The 21,683-nt window shown below is 62.9% G+C and carries 21 protein-coding genes; 11 read left to right on the forward strand and 10 right to left on the reverse strand.

Annotation, left to right across the window (positions count from 1 at the left end):
• Positions 1–109 precede the first annotated feature (109 nt).
• Together M2267_RS09485 and M2267_RS09490 are read left to right on the forward strand one after the other, a co-directional pair.
• Entirely contained in the window at positions 110–961 is an 852-nt protein-coding gene (locus M2267_RS09485) for an AraC family transcriptional regulator (protein ID WP_429114210.1), read from the forward strand.
• Positions 962–1,169: 208 nt separating this feature from the next.
• Positions 1,170–2,165: a carbon-nitrogen hydrolase family protein gene (locus tag M2267_RS09490; RefSeq protein ID WP_429114212.1), complete on the forward strand. Its 996-nt coding sequence runs from the start codon at positions 1,170–1,172 to the stop codon at positions 2,163–2,165.
• Between the two features lie 33 nt (positions 2,166–2,198).
• Here M2267_RS09490 and M2267_RS09495 read toward each other — a convergent pair whose 3' ends face one another.
• Both M2267_RS09495 and M2267_RS09500 read right to left on the reverse strand, forming a co-directional pair.
• The gene (locus M2267_RS09495; protein WP_429114523.1) at positions 2,199–2,795 is read right to left on the reverse strand and encodes a demethoxyubiquinone hydroxylase family protein; all 597 of its coding nucleotides are present in this window, start codon (positions 2,793–2,795) and stop codon (positions 2,199–2,201) included.
• A 23-nt stretch (positions 2,796–2,818) separates the two neighbouring features.
• Entirely contained in the window at positions 2,819–4,033 is a 1,215-nt protein-coding gene (locus M2267_RS09500) for an NADP-dependent isocitrate dehydrogenase (protein WP_043614565.1), read from the reverse strand.
• A gap of 278 nt (positions 4,034–4,311) precedes the next feature.
• Between M2267_RS09500 and M2267_RS09505 the strand changes: the two genes are divergently transcribed.
• From M2267_RS09505 to murI, 3 genes are all read left to right on the forward strand, one after another.
• Positions 4,312–6,288 (forward strand): FUSC family protein, encoded by a 1,977-nt coding sequence (locus tag M2267_RS09505; RefSeq protein WP_429114216.1) that lies wholly within the window; start codon positions 4,312–4,314, stop codon positions 6,286–6,288.
• A gap of 63 nt (positions 6,289–6,351) precedes the next feature.
• Entirely contained in the window at positions 6,352–7,182 is an 831-nt protein-coding gene (locus M2267_RS09510) for an RNA methyltransferase (RefSeq protein ID WP_429114219.1), read from the forward strand.
• The gene (murI, locus tag M2267_RS09515) at positions 7,169–8,014 is read left to right on the forward strand and encodes a glutamate racemase (RefSeq protein ID WP_429114221.1); all 846 of its coding nucleotides are present in this window, start codon (positions 7,169–7,171) and stop codon (positions 8,012–8,014) included. Before M2267_RS09510 ends, murI begins: the two co-directional genes overlap by 14 nt.
• Here murI and M2267_RS09520 read toward each other — a convergent pair.
• Positions 8,011–8,196 carry a hypothetical protein gene (locus M2267_RS09520; protein ID WP_429114222.1) on the reverse strand — a complete coding sequence of 62 codons (186 nt, stop codon included), beginning with the start codon at positions 8,194–8,196 and terminating at the stop codon, positions 8,011–8,013. The genes murI and M2267_RS09520 overlap by 4 nt on opposite strands.
• 343 nt (positions 8,197–8,539) lie before the next feature.
• On the opposite strand from M2267_RS09520, the gene M2267_RS09525 reads away from it, so the two are divergent.
• On the forward strand, positions 8,540–10,057 hold the full coding sequence (locus M2267_RS09525; RefSeq protein WP_043614551.1) for an ATP-binding protein: 1,518 nt from the start codon (positions 8,540–8,542) through the stop codon (positions 10,055–10,057).
• 72 nt (positions 10,058–10,129) lie between these two features.
• Here M2267_RS09525 and M2267_RS09530 read toward each other — a convergent pair whose 3' ends face one another.
• Complete coding sequence (locus tag M2267_RS09530) at positions 10,130–10,465, reverse strand: cupin domain-containing protein (protein WP_429114225.1); 336 nt, start codon at positions 10,463–10,465, stop codon at positions 10,130–10,132.
• A 109-nt stretch (positions 10,466–10,574) separates the two neighbouring features.
• Between M2267_RS09530 and M2267_RS09535 the strand changes: the two genes are divergently transcribed.
• From M2267_RS09535 to M2267_RS09555, 5 genes are all read left to right on the forward strand, one after another.
• The gene (locus tag M2267_RS09535; protein WP_052201699.1) at positions 10,575–11,102 is read left to right on the forward strand and encodes a MarR family winged helix-turn-helix transcriptional regulator; all 528 of its coding nucleotides are present in this window, start codon (positions 10,575–10,577) and stop codon (positions 11,100–11,102) included.
• Between the two features lie 227 nt (positions 11,103–11,329).
• Positions 11,330–11,947 carry a 30S ribosomal protein S4 gene (gene rpsD, locus M2267_RS09540; protein WP_034794529.1) on the forward strand — a complete coding sequence of 206 codons (618 nt, stop codon included), beginning with the start codon at positions 11,330–11,332 and terminating at the stop codon, positions 11,945–11,947.
• 153 nt (positions 11,948–12,100) lie between these two features.
• The gene (locus M2267_RS09545; protein WP_034794526.1) at positions 12,101–13,048 is read left to right on the forward strand and encodes a glutaminase; all 948 of its coding nucleotides are present in this window, start codon (positions 12,101–12,103) and stop codon (positions 13,046–13,048) included.
• 128 nt (positions 13,049–13,176) lie between these two features.
• Positions 13,177–14,061, forward strand: coding sequence for a tRNA 2-thiocytidine(32) synthetase TtcA (gene ttcA, locus M2267_RS09550; RefSeq protein ID WP_043614545.1), 885 nt, complete (start codon positions 13,177–13,179; stop codon positions 14,059–14,061).
• Positions 14,058–14,882: an inositol monophosphatase family protein gene (locus M2267_RS09555; protein WP_043614542.1), complete on the forward strand. Its 825-nt coding sequence runs from the start codon at positions 14,058–14,060 to the stop codon at positions 14,880–14,882. The genes ttcA and M2267_RS09555 overlap by 4 nt, the downstream gene beginning before the upstream one ends.
• A 78-nt stretch (positions 14,883–14,960) precedes the next feature.
• Here the strand turns inward: M2267_RS09555 and M2267_RS09560 are convergent, their stop codons facing one another.
• The 6 genes from M2267_RS09560 to purL form a co-directional block, all read right to left on the reverse strand.
• Positions 14,961–16,253 (reverse strand): multidrug effflux MFS transporter, encoded by a 1,293-nt coding sequence (locus M2267_RS09560; RefSeq protein WP_429114229.1) that lies wholly within the window; start codon positions 16,251–16,253, stop codon positions 14,961–14,963.
• A gap of 81 nt (positions 16,254–16,334) precedes the next feature.
• Complete coding sequence (locus M2267_RS09565) at positions 16,335–17,573, reverse strand: multidrug effflux MFS transporter (RefSeq protein ID WP_429114231.1); 1,239 nt, start codon at positions 17,571–17,573, stop codon at positions 16,335–16,337.
• 477 nt (positions 17,574–18,050) lie between these two features.
• Positions 18,051–18,389, reverse strand: coding sequence for a Grx4 family monothiol glutaredoxin (grxD, locus tag M2267_RS09570; protein ID WP_043614534.1), 339 nt, complete (start codon positions 18,387–18,389; stop codon positions 18,051–18,053).
• Positions 18,390–18,520: 131 nt separating this feature from the next.
• Positions 18,521–18,769, reverse strand: coding sequence for a hypothetical protein (locus M2267_RS09575; protein ID WP_192446216.1), 249 nt, complete (start codon positions 18,767–18,769; stop codon positions 18,521–18,523).
• Between the two features lie 6 nt (positions 18,770–18,775).
• Positions 18,776–19,009 (reverse strand): BolA family protein, encoded by a 234-nt coding sequence (locus M2267_RS09580; RefSeq protein ID WP_034794447.1) that lies wholly within the window; start codon positions 19,007–19,009, stop codon positions 18,776–18,778.
• Positions 19,010–19,234: 225 nt separating this feature from the next.
• Positions 19,235–21,466, reverse strand: a complete 2,232-nt coding sequence (purL, locus tag M2267_RS09585; protein ID WP_429114234.1) for a phosphoribosylformylglycinamidine synthase subunit PurL — start codon at positions 21,464–21,466, stop codon at positions 19,235–19,237.
• Positions 21,467–21,683 lie beyond the last annotated feature (217 nt).

Here is a 21,683-nt window from a genome sequence, read left to right on the forward strand (position 1 = left end):
GCCCGCCGAGGCGCACAAATCCTCTGCGAAAGCAGCCGGACAACTCCGCAGGATTTGTCAAATTGATCTATGGTCTACCGATCCGTGAGCAAAGCGCGAAAGGGTGGACATGGAAGAGCGGGTAACGTGGGCGACCTATGAACGGCGTCTGCACCGGGTCAGCGACTATATCTACGGTCATCTCGATGGCGATCTCGACCTCGATCGTCTCTCGGAGATTGCCTGCCTGTCGCCGCACCATTGGCACCGCATCTACCGTGCGGTCCATGGCGAGACGCTGGCAGCGACCGTCAAGCGGCTGAGGTTGCAGCGGGCCGCGGCCGATCTCGCCCAGACCGATCTTCCTGTCGAAACGATCGCGCAACGCTCTGGCTATCCCAATCTGCAATCCTTCAACCGCACCTTCAAGGCCGCCTACGGGCTGCCGCCGGCGCGCTACCGCAAGGAGGGAAGCCATGTCGCCTTTGAAACCGCTTCAACGGAAGGAATTCCAGACATGTACGAAGTCACCCTCAAGGAGGTCGAAGCCTTCGACGTCGTCGGTGTCGCCCACACCGGCTCCTATATGGAGATCGGCAAGGCATTCGAGACGCTCTACGGCACTCTCTTTTCGCGGCAACTGTTCCGGCCGGACATGGAGATGATCGGCATTTATCTCGACGACCCGGAACTGGTATCGACCGAAAAGCTGCGCTCCTTTGCCTGCGTCAGTGCGCGCGGACAGATGCCGGTGGAGGCGCCGCTGACGCCACAGCATCTCGACGGTGGCCGCTATGCGGTGCTTCGCCACAAGGGCCCCTATGCGGACATGCCGAAAGCCTATCAATGGCTCTACGGAACCTGGCTGCCGCAGTCCGGCCGCGAGATCCGCGACAGCCTGATGTTCGAGAAATATCTCAACAATCCGCGGGAGGTCGCACCGACCGAGCTTTTAAGCGAGATCTACCTGCCTTTGAAGTGAAGGAAACTTGAGCACTGCGCCGCAATTGACGAATCAGCGGCCGGGCGGCACCTTTTGATTCGGCGTGGCCTGCGCCGAACCTCCAAAGATCGTCCCCAGCACGATCCTTTCATGGAGGCAAAGGGACTTCAGTCTCGGGTCGCAATCCTGGTCCCACCGTTTCGGATCCGGTTGCTGGGGAACTTGCCCGAGACGCGAAAGGCCCGTCATGACTGAAAACCGGAATTTCAAACGCCGCGTGCGCGCCCGTGCCGCCAAGACCGGCGAATCCTACACAACCGCACGCTTGCACCTTCGCGACGCGGAGGCGACCGGGGCGCTGCGGCAAGCCAAATCGTTGCGCCTGGCCGTGGTGCAATCGGCCTATTTGGACGATCCCCGCGCCCCGGCAGCCCTTCGCCATGCCGGTGAAGGGATCCGCCAGCTCATGAGGCAGGCGCATCGGGCAGGGGCGCGTGTTGTGCACTTCCCGGAAGGAGCGACATGTTTTCCGAACAAGCGGATCATGTCCTCAATCGGTCCCCGCGACATCGGCCCGTCCGATTGGCACCGGTTCGAATGGGCGGTTCTGCGCGAGGAGCTTGACGCAATACGAATGCTGGCGCGTGAGCTCGGCCTGTGGACGGTGCTCGGCTCCGTGCACAAGCTCACCGAGCCGCATCGTCCGCACAACAGTCTCTATGTGATCTCGGACAAGGGAACGATTGCGACGCGCTATGACGAGCGCATGCTGTCCAACACCAAGATCTCTTTCATGTATACGCCAGGAACGATCCCGCTGACCTTCGAGGTCGATGGCATCCGCTTCGGCTGCGCGCTCGGGATCGAGTGCCATTTTCCCGAGATTTTCCTCGAATACGAGCGGCTGAATGTCGATTGCGTCCTGTTTTCCACCTCCGGCGGCGCTCTGGCAAACGACCTTGCGTTTGCCGCCGAAGTACAGGGGCATGCGTCGAGCAACCGCTACTGGGCAAGTTTTGCCGTGCTCGCACAACCGGGCCTCACAGCCCCCTCAGGGATCGTGGCACCTGACGGACAATGGGTAACGCGATGTGTGGGAGATGGGGCGTCAATGGCGATAGCCGATATCGGCAACGATCCCGACGATCCGGCCCGACCCTGGCGCCGACAGGCGAGGGGCGGGATCTACGACCCGCATGTCGTCAGCGACGACCCGCGCAGCAGCCGCCGCGATATGTTCTAGGCGTGGACAGCACCTCTGCCGATGCGATCGCGCCTAAAGTGAATCAGCCTGCGGCGAGGCTTTCCGCAGGGCTGCCGCCATGCGCGTGGAATCGCCCCAGGTCGAAAGCCAGATCAGGACGGTGGTGGCAAGGGAGATGACGGCGCGCAGGGCGTGGGCGAGCCGGTCTTCGCCGGAAAGCTGCGCCTCCGCGTGATCGAGATGCGCCAACTCCTCCTCGCGGATCGACAGGATGAGGGCATGAAACTCCGGATCCTTGTCGGCGAGAAAATGCAGTTGATCGTCGAGATGGTGATGCACGGCGGCTTCCACGGCGGCCGTGCAGGCCCATATGCCGCGACGCCCGAAGAGCGCGGTCACGAACCCGAGCAACCACCCGCCCAGGCTCCAGAACTGCATGATGCGGCAGGGTCGGGATTTTCGTGCAGGCATCACCGCGCGAAACAGCGCGCAGTGCTCGATCTCGTGACCAAGCATTTCCGAGAGCATCGGCACGCAATCCGGATAGAGCCTGCGGGCGACCGCGATCTGGGCTCCATAAATGCGGATCGCGCCGAATTCCCCGGCGTGATTGACCCTGACGATGCGAGCGATCGTCAGGGCGTTGCGCGGGGAAATCGGCGCGATCATTTTTTCAAGCTCGGTCGAGCTTATCAGGCAGCCATGGCCTTCTGCAGGTTCTCGTCGATCTTGTCGAGGAAGCCGGTGGTCGAGAGCCACGGCTGATCGGGGCCGATGAGCAGCGCCAGGTCCTTGGTCATGAAGCCGGCTTCGACGGTGTCGACGCAAACCTTCTCGAGGGTTTCGGAGAACTTTGCGAGTTCGGCATTGCCGTCGAGCTTGGCGCGGTGGGCAAGGCCACGGGTCCAGGCGAAGATCGAGGCGATCGAGTTGGTCGAGGTTTCCTCGCCCTTCTGGTGCTGGCGGTAGTGGCGGGTCACCGTGCCGTGGGCGGCTTCGGCTTCAACCGTCTTGCCATCCGGCGTCATCAGAACCGAGGTCATCAGGCCGAGCGAGCCGAAGCCCTGGGCGACGATGTCGGACTGAACGTCGCCGTCGTAGTTCTTGCACGCCCAGACGTAGCCGCCGGACCACTTCAGAGCAGAAGCGACCATGTCGTCGATCAGGCGGTGTTCGTACCAGATCTTCAGTTCCTTGAACTTGTCGGCGAATTCGGCGTCGAAGACCTGCTGGAAGATGTCCTTGAAGCGGCCGTCATAAACCTTGAGGATCGTGTTCTTGGTCGACAGGTAGACCGGAACCTTGCGCTGGATACCGTAGTTGAAGGAAGCGCGCGCGAATTCGGTGATCGAATCGTCCAGGTTGTACATGCCCATGGCAACGCCGGCCGACGGTGCGTCGAAGACATCGTATTCGATTTCCTTGCCGTCTTCGCCGACGAACTTCATCGTCAGCTTGCCCTTGCCCGGGAACTTGAAGTCGGTGGCGCGGTACTGGTCGCCGAAAGCGTGACGGCCGACGATGATCGGCTTGGTCCAGCCCGGAACCAGGCGCGGAACGTTCTTGCAGATGATCGGCTCGCGGAAGATGACGCCGCCGAGGATGTTGCGGATCGTGCCGTTCGGCGACTTCCACATCTTCTTCAGCTTGAATTCCTCGACGCGGGCTTCATCCGGCGTGATCGTGGCGCACTTGACGCCGACGCCGTGCTTCTTGATGGCGTTGGCAGCGTCGATCGTTACCTGGTCTTCGGTCGCATCGCGGTTTTCGACGCTGAGGTCGTAATATTCCAGATCGACATCGAGGTAGGGATGGATCAGCTTATCCTTGATGAACTGCCAGATGATGCGGGTCATCTCATCGCCGTCGAGTTCGACGACCGGATTGGCGACCTTAATCTTTGCCATGAATATGCCTCGTAGCTTATGCGGGACAGCGGGAGCGATGTCCCTTCCTCTCTGAAAAATCCTGTGCCCTATAGCACTCAGAACCGACAAGGCAAAGCATGCTTGGCTGAAACTTTGGATGGAGGTGGAGGCGGACCTCGGATGGCTCTTCGCCATCGCTTTTCGACGCCCGCTTTCGTCGCGCCGGCCTTGCAAAGATCGCGTCTGCCGCTATGCAGGAAGAACCGGCGAAAGCGGCGCGCGTCTACAGGCGGCCGCGGGACAGGCAAAGGCGACCGATGGCACTTCGTTCCCGTATGCGCGATTGGCTTCTTGCCAATGATCCGGCCTTCTCCCGCCTGCGGCAGGCCTCGCGCATCACCGCGACGATCGTCGTTTCCATCCTGTTGCTGATGGCGTTTCACTATCTCGTCGCACCGCTGCCGCCGGCGGCCTTCGGCCTTGCCGCGTCGCTGTCGATCGAAGGGGGGCTGGCGGTGCGCGATCGCACCATCGCCGGCCAGCGGCTGACCCGCATCATCGCGGTCCTCGTCGGCGTATCGATGGTCGGGCTTGCGTCGGTGCTCGAGAATCACCGCTACGTCTCCGACGTCGTCTTCCTGCTGATCATCTTCCTCGCGGTCTATGGCCGCTCCTTCGGCCCGCGCGGTTTTGCCGTCGGCATGTTCGCCTTCATGTCCTATTTCACCGGTGCCTATCTGAGGCCAACGCTCGACCAATTGCCGGCGCTGTTCTTCGGGGCGGCCGTTTCGGCCACGGTCGCGCACCTCGTCCGCACGCGGCTGCTGCCGGACGATCGCTACCAGGACCTCCTGCGCGCGACGGCAAGCGTGCAGCGCCGCGTCGACCAGATGCTGCTGCAACTGGCGGAGATCGCCCGCAAGCCCGTCCTGTCGCCGGCCGATCGTCGTCAATTGCATGCGGCTGAAGAGCGGCTGAAGGAAGCGGTGCTGATGGCCGAGAGCTTCATTCCGACCGAAAACCGGCGCCCGGAACCGCAGCCCGGCCTCACCACCTCCGACCTCGTCATCAACCTCTTCGACCTGCACCTTGCGGCCGAAAGCGTGATGGTTGTCAGCTTCCAGTCGATGCCACCGCCGGCACTGGTCGAGGCGATGGTGGCGCGCGACGGCGAGCGTATCGACGCGGAGATCGCGCGGCTTGGTGACGCGGCTCCGCGCCGCGAAGAAACGGTGAAGGCGCTGCTGTGGCTGCGCAACGTCCGGCAGAGGCTTGCCCGGAGCCTTGCAAAGCTGACGCCGGCCGATCTGGAGGAAACGCCACCGCACTTGAGTGGCGTTTCCACCCGTTGGAAGCCGTCGCTGGACGATCCCGCCCTGAAGGCGGCGATCCAGATCACTCTGGCTTCAGGTATCGCCATGGTTTTCGGGCTGATGCTGTCACGCGAGCGCTGGTTCTGGGCGGTGCTTGCGGCGTTTCTCGTCTTCACCAACACGCGCTCGCGCGGCGACACGGCGGTCAAGGCGCTGCAGCGCTCGGCCGGCACGCTCTTTGGCATCGTGGTCGGCATCGTCGTCGGCACGCTGGTCGCCGGCAGTATCTACCTGGTGCTGCCGCTCAGCGCCCTTTGTGTCTTTCTGGCGTTCTATTTCCTCGCCGTTTCCTATGCGACGATGACCTTCTTCATCTCCGTCGTGTTGTCGCTGGTCTACAGTCTGATGGGCGTGCTGAGCCCGCATCTGCTGCAACTGCGCCTGGAGGAGACCCTGATCGGTTCGATCGCCGGTGCTGCGGTCGCCTTCGTCGTCTTTCCGACGCGCACCCGCACGACGCTCGATGCCGCCGTCGCAAGCTGGTGCGACGAGCTCAACGGCCTGCTGCAGGCGGCGCGCGACGGGGCCTCGGGGCTGGTGCTGATCGCCCGGTCGCAGGCGCTCGACCGCGCCTATCGTGACCTGGCGGCGGCAGCAAAGCCGCTCGGGCTTCCCTGGCAGCTGGTGACGCGTCCCGGTCATGTGCGTCAGGCGCTGGCGATCTTCATGGCTTGCACCTATTGGGCCCGGGTCTTCGCCCGGCGTGTCGGCACGGATGCGGCGCTGGAAGGAAGCGATTTCAAGGCGGATATCGACGCCAATCTCGCGCTCGTCCAGACGGTGCGCGACAAGGCGTCCGCCTATTTCTACCAGGTTGGTCGGATTGGCGCGCCGGTCGATCGCCATCTGCCGATTTCGAAGGACGATGCCGAGCTTGGGCTTGAGATGATCGGGGTGTCTCTCAACCGGCTTCATTTGTAGTGGACTTTAATTTCGCCGACATTTGTGCAAGGGAAGCGCCGAACGAAGGCAAAGGCTAGGGAAATGGCAGGCACGAACAGCGAGCGCGAACTTCTGGCGGAAGGGCCGGCGATCATCCTCGCCTATCCGCAGCTCGGCGAAAACATCGGCATGGTCGCCCGCGCGATGGCCAATTTCGGCCTGGCGGAGCTTCGGCTCGTCAATCCGCGCGACGGCTGGCCGAGCGAAAAGGCACGATCGGCCGCAAGCCGCGCCGACCACGTGATCGACGCCGCCAAGCTCTATGGTTCGGTCGAAGAGGCGATTGCCGATCTCAACTTCGTCTATGCGACGACCGCCCGCGACCGCGACGGCTACAAGCCGGTGCGTTCGCCGATCGTCGCGGCGCGCACGCTGCGCCAGCGCTTCCAGGGCGGTGAGAAGACTGGCATCCTGTTCGGGCGTGAGCGCACCGGCCTTACCAACGAGGAAGTGGCGCTCGCCGACGAGATCGTGACCTTTCCGGTCAACCCGGCCTTCGCCTCGCTCAATCTCGCCCAGGCCGTGCTTCTGATGTCCTACGAGTGGCTGAAGACCGGCATGGAGTCTGAGGACCAGACCTCGTTCCAGGCGATCGAGCAGCGGCCGGCGACCAAGGAACACCTGCAGGGTCTGTTCGAGCATGTCGAGGAAGCGCTTGAGGCGCGCAACTACTTCCGTTCCGCCGACAAAAAGCCGAAATTGGTCGAGAACCTGCGCGCGGTTCTGACCAGGCCGTCCTTTACCGAATCCGAAATCCAGGTGCTGCGCGGCGTCATTTCTTCGCTCGACCGGTTCACGCGGGAAAATCCGCGTGGCTCCGGCGCTCCGGGCGAACACAGCAGGAAAGCGCGAGAAAAAGGTGACAGCGAGTGAACTGAAACCCATCCTCGTCTTCGATAGCGGCATTGGCGGCTTGACCGTGCTGCGCGAGGCGAGGGTGCTGATGCCCGAGCGGCACTTCATCTATGTCGCCGACGATGCCGGCTTTCCCTATGGCGGCTGGGAAGAGGCGGCGCTGAAAGAACGGGTGATCGCGCTCTTCGGCCGGCTGCTTTCCGAGCATGACCCGGAAATCTGCGTCATCGCCTGCAACACCGCCTTCACGCTTGTCGGCGCCGATCTGCGCGCGGCCTTTCCTCAGATGACCTTCGTCGGCACGGTGCCGGCGATCAAGCCGGCGGCCGAGCGCACGCGCTCCGGGCTGGTTTCCGTTTTGGCGACGCCCGGCACGGTCAAGCGCGCCTATACCCGTGATCTCATCCAGTCCTTTGCCACGCAATGTCACGTGCGCCTTGTCGGCTCGGAGAACCTTGCCAAAATGGCCGAGGCCTATATCCGCGGCGAAAAGCTTGACGATGCGGAGGTTCTGGCCGAGATCGCGCCGTGCTTCGTCGAGATGGACGGCCGGAAGACCGATATCGTCGTGCTTGCCTGCACGCACTACCCCTTCATGGCCAACGTTTTCCGCAGGCTCGCGCCCTGGCCGGTCGACTGGCTGGATCCGGCCGAAGCGATTGCCAGGCGGGCGCGGTCATTGGTGCCGCTGCCGAACGGCTTCGAACCGCTCAATGGCCTCGACCCCGCGATCTTCACCTCCGGTAAACCGGATTTCGCCACAAGGCGGCTGATGCAGGGCTTTGGCCTGACGGTAACGGCAAATGCGACCGCTGACGAGCGCGCGGGACAGACCGAAGCGATCAGCTAGAAGAGGATTGCCAGAAGGATGGCGATCAAGGAAACCAAGGCACAGGCAAGCAGGAAGGTTTTGTGACCGGCGTGTTTGGCTTGCGCCTTTGATAAGACGGGTTGGCCCTCCTTGTAAGCGTCGCGCATGCGCTGATCGAGATCGTTCATCTCGAAGTGACGTTCCGTCTCGCTCTGCGTCATCGCTGCCCCCGGGGAAAGACTGTTCCTTCCAACCAATATGGGGACGCGCAATCACTCGCAAAACTGACAATATCGAAAATAGCAACTTTATCTTGCAGAGGGCTGCGTGCAGCTTGAACGGTCGTCGCATTTGCGGCGTTTATTCCCTGTGGGTTTTGTGCGGCGGTGACAGGATTTCCGGGAAATCCATGCTAGGTGTCGCCCGATCGGCGGTCCGCGCTCGATCGCGAATCATCTAAAGCTGTACCGGTAGGATGCGTCGCGGCCCTGCGCCGGATCGGCGTGAGAACTCAAGAATGAGCGGTTGCCCTGGCTGGAACCGCTTTTGCACGAAGAGGTGGACATGAAGGTCGGCATCGACATGGGAGCGACGTCCGAAGGGACCTCGGCCTCGCTCGATATCGAGGAGCTTCTGGCCACCCGTCTTCTGGTGCAGGGCAATTCCGGTTCGGGCAAGTCGCATCTCCTGCGCCGGCTGCTGGAACAGTCCGCGCCCTGGGTGCAGCAGTGCATCATCGACCCCGAAGGCGATTTCGTCACGCTTGCGGACAAGTTCGGCCACGTGGTCGTCGAGGGTGAGCGCACCGATGCCGAACTGATCGGCATTGCCAACCGCATTCGCCAGCACCGGGTTTCCTGCGTGCTCTCGCTCGAAGGGCTCGATATCGAGCAGCAGATGCGCAATGCCGGCGTGTTCCTGAACGCCATGTTCGATGCGGATCGCGAGTTCTGGTATCCGGTGCTCGTCGTCGTCGACGAGGCCCAGATGTTTGCACCGTCGGTTGCCGGCGACGTTACTGAAGAAGTGCGCAAGATTTCGCTCGGCGCCATGACCAACCTCATGTGCCGCGGCCGTAAGCGCGGGCTTGCCGGTGTCATCGCGACGCAGCGCCTGGCGAAGCTCGCCAAGAACGTGGCGGCGGAAGCCTCGAACTTCCTGATGGGCCGCACCTTCCTCGATATCGACATGCTGCGCGCAGCCGACCTGCTCGGCATGGACCGGCGCACGGCGGAAATGTTCCGAGACCTCAAGCGCGGCTCGTTCGTCGCCCTCGGTCCGGCCCTATCGCGCCGTCCGCTCAAGGTAACGATCGGCACGGTGGAGACCTCGGCCCGCTCGACGAGCCCGAAGCTGATGCCGCTGCCGGAGGCGCCGCAGGACGTCGAGGACCTGATCTTCACGCCGGATCCGGACGAGTTGACCCGGCCGATCATGCGCCGCGCTGTTGCTCCGCCACGCCCGACGACCGACATCCTGGCCGAACTCTCGCGCCCACGGCCCGAGCCGGTCGCGCCGATCGAGGCAAGGCCGACGCAGCCGGAGATGACCGCTGACGAGAAGGAGACCCTGCTCGACAGCGTCTTTGCGGAAATCCTCGCCAATCCGGAGGCAGCCTTCCGGCCGGACGCGGAACTGTTTCAGGACTTCCTGGTGCGCTGCCGCATTCGCCGCATGCCGTCCGGTACGGCCCTGTCACTTGGCGCCTTCCGCCGCAAGATGGCGGTCGCGCGCTCAGGCGTCGATCCGGAGACTGCTGCGAGCGAGACCTGGGCCCAGGCCCTGCAGCTTGCCGATCGCGTCACCGAGGATCTGCAGGCCGTGTTCCTGATGATGGCGCAGGCGGCCGTCCGGGGCCTGCCATGCCCCTCCGACGCGATGATCGCGCGCGCCTACGGCACCCATTCCGCAAGGCGGGCTCGCCGTCTGCTTGGCTACTTCGAGGAGCATGGGCTGATCGTCATCCATGCGGATTTCGCTGGAAAGCGCATCGTTGCCTTCCCGGACCTCGGCAGCGAGACCGCTCCAGGCGACGCCAACGGGCCGGATGTGACGGGCGCGGCCGCCGCTGCGGCGGAGTGAGTCCGGTTACAGATCAAGCCTTCGTTTCTCGCGGGAACTCAAGGCGAGAGATGCCGACCGTGTCGGCATGGCTCAGATAAATTCCTGTATGACGCGGTCGGACGCGTGGATGCAGGTCATCGCGAGCCGCGCCGTACCATTGTTGACGAAACGGTGGGGCGTGCCGGCTTCGACGACGATGATGTCACCGGTCTTACCGATCAGCGTCTCATCTCCAACCGTGAACTCCGCCTCGCCGGAATGAATGAGCCAGGTCTCGGGATAGGGATGCACATGCAGCGCCGGCCCTTGGCCTGGCTCAGCATCCATCAGGAAGAGCGAAATCGGCGTGCCATATTGCCCACCTTCAAACAGGATGGTCCGCTTGGGGCTCTGTTTTTGCTCTGAGCGCGGAATGACATGAAACATGCTGGCCTCCATCGGGTTGGCTTGTCGGTTGCAATGAACTATCTTCACGAGAAGATATTACTCGAAACTATCTTCTCGTCAAGATAGTTTCGAAGGCCTGGAGCAAGCGATGCAAAACGAAAAGACCGAGAGCGATCACGTCGACCGGTTGCGGGCGCAATGGGACCGCGAACTGCCGGACCTCGACACGGAGCCGATGACCATCCTCGGTCGCGCCTACCGGCTTTCCAATCTGGTGCGCCCCTCGATCGAAGAGACCTTCGCATCCTTCGGCATCGACCGCGGCGAGTTCGACGTGATCTCGACGCTTCGGCGATCCGGCCCGCCTTACCGGCTGACGCCGACGGATCTCTATACGCTGCTGATGATTTCGTCGGGCGGACTGACGCATCGGCTCGACCGGCTGCAGAAAGCGGGATTGATCCTGAGGGAACGCTCGGCCTCCGACGGCCGCAGCAGCGTCGTCGGACTGACGGAAAAGGGAATAGCGCTTGCGGAAAACGCCTTTCGTGCCGACATGGCGAGCGAAGCGCGCTACCTCGACGCGCTGAGCAAGGAAGACCGCGTAGCGCTGGCGGCGCTCCTCAGGAAGCTGCTGATTTCGTTGGAGCAAGCGCCGCCGGGTGATCCGGCGTGATCAACGGCTGTTTGTCACGATTTCGTTTGACAACAGGGGCCGGACCCACTAAAGCCGCCCCAACGCCGGGCAGAAATGTCCGGTGTTTCATTTGACATGTCCCGTGGCTTCTCCGTCAGCTTGATCGTGAGAAACCTGTCAGAACCCCGAAAATGGGTTCAGAGGAGGGCGTGTTTCCTTGATCCGGTTTGGAAACAGGCCGGTGTAACCGTTTGAAAGGAAATGCGATGAGCAAGCGCGAGTCGTCCAAGTACAAAATTGACCGCCGTATGGGCGAAAACATCTGGGGCCGTCCGAAGTCCCCGGTAAACCGCCGCGAATACGGCCCGGGCCAGCACGGCCAGCGCCGCAAGTCCAAGCTTTCGGACTTCGGTGTACAGCTGCGCGCCAAGCAGAAGCTCAAGGGCTACTACGGCGACATCCGCGAGAAGCAGTTCCGCGCGATCTTCGCTGAAGCTGACCGCCGCAAGGGTGACACCCCGGAAAACCTGATCGGCCTGCTCGAATCGCGCCTCGACGCGATCGTCTACCGCGCCAAGTTCGTTCCGACGGTCTTTGCTGCCCGTCAGTTCGTCAACCACGGCCACGTCAAGGTCAACGGCGTCCGCGTCAACATCGGTTCCTACCGTTGCAAGCCGGGCGACGTCATCGAAGTCAAGGAAAAGTCGAAGCAGCTCGTAACCGTTCTCGAATCGGTTTCGCTCGCTGAACGCGACGTTCCGGACTACATCGAAGCCGATCACAACAAGATGGTCGCGACCTTCGTCCGCGTTCCGGTTCTCTCCGACGTGCCTTACGCCGTCGTCATGGAACCGCACCTGGTCGTCGAATTCTACTCGCGTTAATCCGAGGCTCACGCCTTGTGACGTTTCGAAAGCCGCCCGGAAACGGGCGGCTTTTTTGTCAGTGCCGATCAGCATCCGCGCAACCGCGGACCCCAGCGAACAAGCGCCTTATCGTCGCCTCGATCCGAAGGCGATGACCAAGAGGGAAGCCCGATGCCCGAAGAGCAGAAGCCGCAGGATCTGCAGGCGATCATCGACGACATTCATCGGGAGCTGAGCCCGCGGTTCGGCCAGGGCAAGGTCGCCGATTACATTCCGCAGCTCGCGCGCGTCGATGCCAAGCATTTCGGCATGGCGATCGTGACCACAGGCGGCCAGATTTACCGCGTCGGCGATGCCGAGGTACCGTTCTCGATCCAGAGCGTTTCCAAGGTCTTCACGCTGACGCTGGCGCTCGGTAAGCACGGCGAGAACATCTGGCACCGTGTCGGCCGCGAGCCGTCGGGCTCGGCCTTCAACTCGATCGTTCAGCTCGAGCAAGAGGGCGGCAAGCCGCGCAACCCCTTCATCAATGCCGGCGCGATCACCATCAGCGACCTGATCCTCGCCGGCCATACGCCGCGGGAACTGATCGGCGAAATCGTGCAGTTCGTCCGCTACCTCGCCGACGATGACCAGATCGTCATCGACCATGAGGTCGCGCGTTCGGAGACGGCCACCGGCTACCGGAACTTCGCGCTTGCCAATTTCATGCGTTCCTTCGGCAAGCTCGACCATCCCGTCGACCACGTGCTCGGCGTCTATTTCCACCACTGCGCGCTATCGATGACCTGCAGCCAGCTCGCCAAGGCCGGGCTGTTTCTGGCCGCCGGCGGCAGCAATCCGCTGACCGGTCACAACGTCGTTTCGCGCCAGCGGGCGCGGCGCATCAACGCGCTGATGCTGACCTGCGGCCACTATGACGGCTCGGGCGATTTTGCCTATCGCGTCGGCCTGCCGGGAAAGAGCGGCGTCGGCGGCGGCATTCTTGCGGTAGCACCCGGCAAGGCGTCGGTTGCCGTCTGGTCGCCGGGCCTCAACGAAAACGGCAATTCGCTGCTCGGATCGCTGGCGCTCGAAATGCTGGCGGCGCGCACTGGCTGGTCCGTCTTCGGCCCTTGAACTGCTCCGACGCGGGCGATCTGCGCCTTCAGGCCGATTTCCCTTGATCTTGACGGCCGGAGCGGGCAAGTGCTGGCCAAGATGAGCCGGGCGCCGGTTGCGCCCGCCTGCCGCACAGGATCCCCGCCATGGACCTTTCATTGAGCCAGCCCCAAGATCCGGTTGAAGCCGCGTTCGATGACGCCGCTATCGACGCCGGCGCACACCCGCTTTTCGAGCGCATGCCGTCTTCGGTCTCGTTCAACAAGCTGCGCAAGCGTCTGCTTCGCCAGACCCGACAGGCGCTCGACGATTTCGGCATGCTGAAGGGATCGAAGCGCTGGCTGATCGGCCTTTCCGGCGGCAAGGACAGCTATAGCCTGCTGGCGCTGCTCATGGACCTGCAATGGCGCGGGCTCTTGCCGGTGGAGCTCATCGCCTGCAACCTCGACCAGGGGCAGCCGAACTTCCCGAAGCACATCCTGCCGGAATACCTGGCATCGATCGGCGTCAAGCATCGCATCGAGTATCGCGACACCTATTCGATCGTGAAGGAGAAGGTGCCGACGGGGGCGACCTACTGTTCGCTCTGTTCGCGGCTGCGGCGCGGCAACCTCTATCGCATCGCGCGTGAAGAGGGCTGCGACGCGCTGGTGCTCGGCCACCATCGCGAGGACATCCTCGAAACCTTCTTCATGAACTTCTTCCATGGCGGCCGGCTGGCCTCGATGCCGGCAAAGCTCCTGAACGACGAAGGCGACCTGATGCTGCTTCGGCCACTCGCCTATGCGGCCGAGGACGATCTCGCCAAGTTCGCCGCGGCCATGGAGTTTCCGATCATCCCCTGCGACCTCTGCGGCTCGCAGGACGGCCTGGAGCGCAATGCGATGAAGGCGATGCTTGCCGATATCGAGCGACGCATGCCGGGCCGCAAGGACACGATGCTGCGGGCGCTTGGCCACGTGAACCCGTCGCACCTTCTCGATCCCAAGCTGTTCGATTTCCAGTCCCTCACACCGGAGCCCAAAGAATGAGCCATCCCGTCGACATTGCCGGCCTTGCCAACCTCCTGCAGGAAGCGGCGGTCAAAGAGATCCTGCCGCGGTTCCGCAATCTTGAAGCCGGCGACGTCAGGGTGAAATCGGAAGCAATCGACCTCGTGACCGAAGGCGACGAAGCGGCCGAGCGGCTGATCAAGGCGCGCATCGAGGACGTCGCGCCGGGCGCACTGTTCGTCGGTGAAGAATCGGTTGCCGCCGATCCGGCGCTGCTCGAAAAGCTCGCTGATGCCGACCTCGCCGTCGTCGTCGACCCGATCGACGGCACCTTCAATTTTGCCGCCGGCGTGCCGCTCTTCGGCGTCATGGCAAGCGTCGTCGCCAAGGGCGAGACGGTTGCCGGCATCATCTACGATCCGCTCGGCAACGACTGGGTGATCGCCGAGAAGGGCTCCGGCGCCTGGATGTGCCGCGCCAACGGATCGCAGGAGCGCCTGTCGGTGACCGCCGGCGTACCGCTCGAGGCCATGGTCGGCGGCGCTTCGACCGGTTTCTACCAGCAGGAAGCGCGCCGCGAAGTCATGGCCAACATGGCGAAGGTCCGCATCGCCACCAGCTACCGCTGTGCCGCGCATGAATATCGCATGCTTGCCGGCGGCCACATCCACTTCCTGATGTACCAGAAGCTGATGCCCTGGGACCACCTGGCCGGCACGTTGATTTCGCAGGAAGCCGGCGCCTATGCCGCCCGCTTCGACGGCTCGCCCTACCTGCCGTCCCATCTCAACGGCGGCCTGCTGCTGGCGACCGACAAGGAGAGCTGGGAGACGCTGCGCCGCGAGGTCTTCACGGTCTAGCTGTTCGAAGCAGCCCGAAAATGCGAAAGCCCGCCCGGATCGCTCCGGGCGGGCTTTTTGTTTGCCTTATGGCGACCGTTACATGTGGCCGCCGCCGTGATCCATGGAGACGTCCTTGTCGCCGGGATGGGTGAAGAGCTTGCCCTTTTCAGCCCAGAGCGTTGCAAGGATCGTCACCGCGCCGAAGAGCGCGAAACCACCGAACAGCGGCTGCAACGTGCCATTGAAGAGCTGGCCGACAGCGCCGCCGATGAGCGCGCCACCGGTGGTCGAAACGAAGCCGGTGATCGCCGTTGCGGTGCCTGCCAGGTGCCCCATCGGCTCCAGGCTGATCGCGGTGAAGTTTGTTGCGATCACCGCGAAGAACATCAGGAGCACCGAGAACATCAGGTAGCTGACGACGAAGGCCGGCGTGCCGGAGAGCGACATCACGAAGCCTGCGACCGAAATCAGCGTGAACAGGATCATCGAGACGTGCGAGATGCGGCGCATGCCGAAGCTGCGGACGAAGAAGCCGTTGGCGAAGTTCGCAACCGCGATGCCGCCGGCCGTGCCGGCAAAGGCGATCGGCAGCCACTCGCCGAGGCCGTAGACCTCGCCGAAGATCTGCTGGACGGTGACGATATAGGCGCAGATGACGGCGGTGAACATCGTCATGCCGATCATGTAGCCGCAGGTGATGCGGTTGGTGAGAACGGTCTTGAAACCCGACGCCACCGCGCCGACGGAGAGCGGCATGCGCTCCGCTTGGGGCAGGGACTCCTTCATGCGGGAAAAGGCCCAGACGAACAGGATCGCGCCGATGATGCCGATCAGGATGAAGATCCAGTGCCAATTGGCATAGAGGATCACGAGCTGGCCGATCGAAGGTGCCACGATCGGCACGATCATGAAGACGATCATCACATAGGACATGACGCGCGCCATTTCACGGCCGCCGAAGCAGTCACGCACGATCGCCATGGTGGTGATGCGGATCGCCGCAGCCCCGATACCCTGGATGAAACGCAGGATCAGCAGCGTCTCGAAGCTCTGGGTGAGGGCGGCGGCAAACATCGACACAGTGAAAAAGGCGAGCCCCCCGAGCAGCACGCGGCGACGGCCGAAGGCGTCGGACAGGCTGCCGAAGAAGATCTGCGAGATGCCGAAGCCGAGGAAGAAGACGCCGATGACCAGCTGGCTGTCGTTGGTGTTGGCGACGTTCAGCGACTGGCCGATTGCCGGCAGAGCCGGCAACATGCTGTCGATGGCGATGGCGACGCTCGCCGTCATGACGGCGATGGTGATGATGAATTCGACGATGCCCATGTTGAGGCGCTCGGCCCCCGAGACCCCGTCGACATGTTCGGATTGATTGGTGATGGTGGACATTGGGATAACCCGTAAATTCAATCTTTGGAAAAGGCTGGCCGGCGGTTTAGAGCGCGACAGCGACTGTTGGCGCTTTAGAGATCAGCCGGCCGGCTGATGGTGCGGTTTGAACAGCTTGCCGCGTTCGGCAATCAGGACGAAGACGAGGCCGATGGCCGCGACGGTGAAGTAGCCGGTGGCAAGCGGAGTGGCCGTTCCGTCGAAGGACTGGCCGATGAAGGCTCCGATCACGCTCCCGCCGATCGTCTGCATGAAGCCGAGGACCGAGGACGCCGTGCCGGCAACGTGGCCGAGCGGCTCCATGGCCATGGCGTTGAAGTTTGGCGCGATCAACCCGAACTGGAACATCGTGGCGCAATAGAGGACCACGAAGAGCGGGAAGGGCAGCGGCGCATAGAGGGAGGCCGACATCCAGATGAAGCTAGCGAGCGTAAAGCCGCAGAGTGCCGCATGGGACAACGGCCGCATGCCGAAGCGGCGGACGAGGCGGGAGTTGGTAAAGGAAGCAACCGCCATCATACTCGCGAAAGCCGCAAAGACAAGCGGAAACCACACGCCCAGATCGTAGACGCCGACGAGCACCTGCTGCGCCGAGTTGATGAAGCCGAACAGCGCGCCAAGGATGACCGAGGTCGCGAGCGTGTAAAGCAGCGACAGCCGGTTGGTCAGCACGATGCGGAAACCGCTGAGGATTACCGACGGCGTGAAGGCGCGGCGATGCGCCGGATCAAGCGTTTCGCCGAGCTTCGTCAGCACGATCGCAATGTTCATCACCGCATAAAGCGCGACGATGACGAAGATCATGTGCCATTCGGCAAAGCTGATGATGAGCTGGCCGATCGACGGGGCGATCACCGGGACGATCATGAACACCATCATGACCAGCGACATCACTTCGGCCATCTGCCGGCCGCCATAGACGTCACGGACGATCGAGATGGTGATGACGCGTGTCGCAGCCGCACCGGCGCCCTGTATGAAGCGCAGGGCGAGCATGAGGCCGAAGGTCGGCACGACGGCGATTGCGACCGCGCAGACCGCATAAAGCGCAAGGCCGGCCAGAAGCGGCGGCTTGCGTCCGAAGCGGTCGGACAGCGGGCCGAAGAACAGCTGCGCCACGCCCATGCCGAGCAGGTAGGCGGTGATGATGTACTGCCGCTCGTTTTCCGACGCCACGCCGAGGCTCGCGCCGATTTCCTGAAGACCCGGCAGCATGATGTCGATCGAAATCGCGTTCGTCGCCATCAGGGTGGCCATCAGCGCGATGAACTGGAACTTCGTGAGGCCGGGCAGGGCGTCGTCGTTGGTCGTGCTTGTCATTTTTCAAAAGTCCTAGCGGCGCGGTCAGCGCCAAGCGAAACGGGTCTGGGTCCGGACGGTGCCGGAAAAAGAAGGATGTCGGCTGGCTTAATGCCGGTCGGCACAGGGATAACAGGCGGGGGCGACCGGGCAGCCGCACCAATTGGACCGGGCCTGCACGAAACGGCGAGGGCATCGATCGGCAGCGACGGGGTCATTTCCGTGCCGGGAGGCCGGAGCGGGAACCGTTGCTGCTTATGCCGAACGATCGCGACTGCTTCATGACAGGCCGAAAACTCGGCCCAGGCCTCGCTTCAGAACGCCGGAAACGTTACAGGAAGGAAGCCCGTTTTCACAAACATTCAAACGGTCATTGCGCGAACCAAGCGCGCAAAGCCTTTGGGAAGACAACGAAAATCGAAATCCGGACAGCGACGTCCGAATCAAAAAAGGCGGTTACCCGCCTTCTCCGATGGATCGGGACAAGGCGTCCTTAGATCAGGCGGCAGCGCCCTTGACGGCGATACCCTGCTCGGAAAGGTGGGACTGAAGTTCGCCGGCCTGGAACATCTCGCGCACGATGTCGCAACCGCCGACGAATTCGCCCTTGACGTAGAGCTGCGGGATCGTCGGCCAGCTGGAATAGTCCTTGATGCCCTGGCGCAGGTCCGCGTCGGCGAGCACGTTGATGCCCTTGTAGTCGACGCCGATGTAATCGAGAATCTGGACCACCTGACCGGAGAAGCCACACTGCGGGAACTGCGGCGTACCCTTCATGAAGAGCACCACATCGTTCGTCTTGACTTCGTTGTCGATGAATTCGTGAATTCCGCTCATCCTGTCATCCTTCCTGCGCCGGCTTCAAGGGCCGGATATCGATTGGGTCTTAGATAGCATGCATATTGGTGATTTTCACCACCCAATCGCAACAAATATTGATGGTCCTCAAGATGTGGTTTTAATACCACTCAGGCCGTACGGCGCCGCGTCTTGCTGCGCGCCGCCGACGTTTTCCGCCGACTGACCTGCTTCTTCGCCGGCTTGCGGAGGGCCGCCTCCAGAATGTCGCCAAGAAGACCCCCGCCACCGGAAGAGGTCGGCCGTGTCCGGCGCTTGGTCCGCTTGGTGGTGGTTCGCTTGACGCCGGTCTTCTTGAGGATTTCCTTCAGCGCACTGTCAACGACGCCGCTGACGAGTTCCTTGATCAGGTCAGCCACGCCAGCTTACTCCGGCGCGCTCGTCTGAAGTGCAAGGGCATGCAGCACGCCGCCCATATTGCCCTTCAGTGCGTTGTAGACCATCTGGTGCTGCTGCACGCGGCTCTTGCCACGAAACGCCTCGGCCACGACTTCGGCGGCATAGTGGTCGCCGTCACCGGCCAGATCGCGGATCGTGACCTTGGCTCCGGGAATCCCTGCCTTGATCATGTCTTCGATGTCGCCTGGTGTCATGGGCATGATACGCCAACTCCCTTTTTATTCTGCAACGTCAGCAACCTGCCGACGTTGTCCATGAAATAAGGGAACCACGATTCAGGGGCGGAACGCAATTGCTGAATTGGGTGAGGCAGGGCTGTTGCCAGCGTGAACACGATCAAATGATCGCTCCCGGCAGCGCCTGCAAGCAGGCACCGCAAAGGAGATATGGGAGCCGCAGAAACCGCAGCTCCCGTCCTCGATCCCTTAGTTTTCAGGCGCGACGTCGCCCTGCATGAAGTCCGGGAACCAGCCTTCATGGGCGGCGCGGAGATCCGCAACCGACACGGCCTTGGCATCGCCAAGCTTGACGGCGTCGCCGCCGGTCTTGCCGATGACGGGAAGCGAGACGCCGGCAGCCTTCGCACGGGCGGCAACCGCATCGAGCGCACCGGCGGCAACCGTCACGACGTAGCGGCCCTGGTCTTCGCCGTAGAAGGTGGTGATCGGATCATGGCCGGCCACGGCGTCGACCGAGGCGCCGATGCCTGAAGCCATCGCCATTTCGGCAACGGCAAGCGCCAGGCCGCCCGACGAGCAATCGTGCACGGCGGTGACGAGACCGTCGACAATCAGGCCGCGGACGAAGTCGCCAACCTTGCGCTCGTGCGCGAGGTCGACATGCGGTGCCGGGCCGTCGGTGCGGCCGTGGATGTCGCGCATGTAGACAGACTGGGCGATGTGCGAGCCGAGACCGGCAGGGGCGCCGGCGACGAGAATCGTTTCGCCTTCAGCGGCAAAGCGGATGCGCGCCATCTTCGACCAGTCCTTGATCAGGCCAACGCCGCCGATCGTCGGTGTCGGCAGGATCGCCTGGCCGTTGGTCTCGTTGTAGAGCGAGACGTTGCCGGACACGATCGGGAAGTCGAGCGCGGTGCAGGCCTCGCCGATGCCCTTGATGGCATGAACCAGCTGGCTCATGATTTCAGGACGTTCCGGGTTGCCGAAGTTGAGGTTGTCGGTGGCTGCGAGCGGCAGCGATCCGGTTGCCGTCAGGTTGCGCCAGCACTCGGCGACCGCCTGCTTGCCGCCTTCGTAAGGATCGGCTTCGACATAGCGCGGCGTCACGTCGGACGAGAAAGCGAGCGCCTTGGAGGCGTGGCCTTCGACGCGCACGACGCCGGCGTCGCCGCCCGGCAGCTGCAGTGAGTTGCCCTGGATCAGCGTGTCGTACTGCTCGTAGACCCAACGGCGCGACGAGTTGTTGGCCGAACCGACGAGCTTGACGAGCGCGTCGGCGACGTCGGCTGCCGGAATGTCGTTGGTTGCGAGCGGTGCCGCGGTCTTGGCCGGGGTCCAGGGACGATCATATTCCGGGGCTTCGTCGCCCAGTTCCTTGATCGGCAGGTTCGCGACTTCTTCGCCCTGGTGCAGGATACGGAAGCGCAGGTCATCGGTGGTCTTGCCGACGATGGCGAAATCGAGGCCCCACTTGACGAAGATCGCCTTGGCGACCTCTTCCTTGGCGGGCTCCAGCACCATGAGCATACGCTCCTGGCTCTCCGACAGCATCATTTCGTAAGCGGTCATGCGCTCTTCGCGCACCGGAACGGTGTCGAGGTCGAGCTCGATGCCGAGGTCGCCCTTGGCGCCCATTTCGACCGCAGAGCAGGTGAGGCCAGCCGCACCCATGTCCTGGATGGCGATGACCGCGCCGGTCGTCATCAGCTCGAGGCAGGCTTCGAGCAGGCACTTTTCGGTGAAGGGGTCGCCGACCTGAACGGTCGGGCGCTTCTCTTCGATCGACTCGTCGAACTCGGCAGACGCCATGGTCGCGCCGCCGACGCCGTCACGGCCCGTCTTGGCGCCGAGATAGACGACCGGGAGGCCCACGCCTTCGGCCTTGGAGTAGAAGATGGCATCGCTCTTGGCGAGGCCGGCTGCAAAGGCGTTGACCAGAATGTTGCCGTTGTAGCGGGCATCAAACTCGACTTCGCCGCCGACGGTCGGCACGCCGAAGGAGTTGCCGTAGCCGCCGACGCCGGCAACGACGCCGGAAACGAGGTGGCGGGTCTTCGGATGATCAGGCGCGCCGAAGCGCAGCGCGTTCATGGCAGCGACCGGACGGGCGCCCATGGTGAAGACGTCGCGCAGGATACCGCCAACGCCCGTTGCCGCGCCCTGGTAGGGCTCGATGTAGGACGGGTGGTTGTGGCTCTCCATCTTGAAGACGACGCAATCGCCGTCATCGATGTCGACAACGCCGGCATTTTCGCCCGGCCCCTGGATGACGCGCGGACCCTTGGTCGGCAGCGTGCGCAGCCACTTCTTCGAGGACTTGTAGGAGCAGTGTTCGTTCCACATCGCCGAGAAGATGCCAAGTTCGGTAAAGGTCGGCTCGCGTCCGATCAGGCCGAGAATGCGCTCATATTCATCGGGCTTCAGCCCGTGCGATGCGATGAGGTCCGGGGTGATGGGGCGGGTGTTGGAAATCGTCATCGTCGACCGTCAAATCCTTCGGGCGGCGCGCAATCCACTAGCGAGGAATATGGCGCGTGCGAACCGCAACAGAAACAGGGGGCGCTTTGCGGCTTCTTTAACCTATGCTGCGGCGCGGCGCGACAGAAAAATACGGGCGATCAACAGCGGTTGACCCGCTTATGTTGCTTTGCGGAGAGCCTCCGAAGCTCGCGGCACCCTGTGGACCGGCGCGTCG

Origin of the sequence: Ensifer sp. KUDG1, assembly GCF_050434285.1 — a bacterium.
GTDB lineage: Bacteria > Pseudomonadota > Alphaproteobacteria > Rhizobiales > Rhizobiaceae > Ensifer.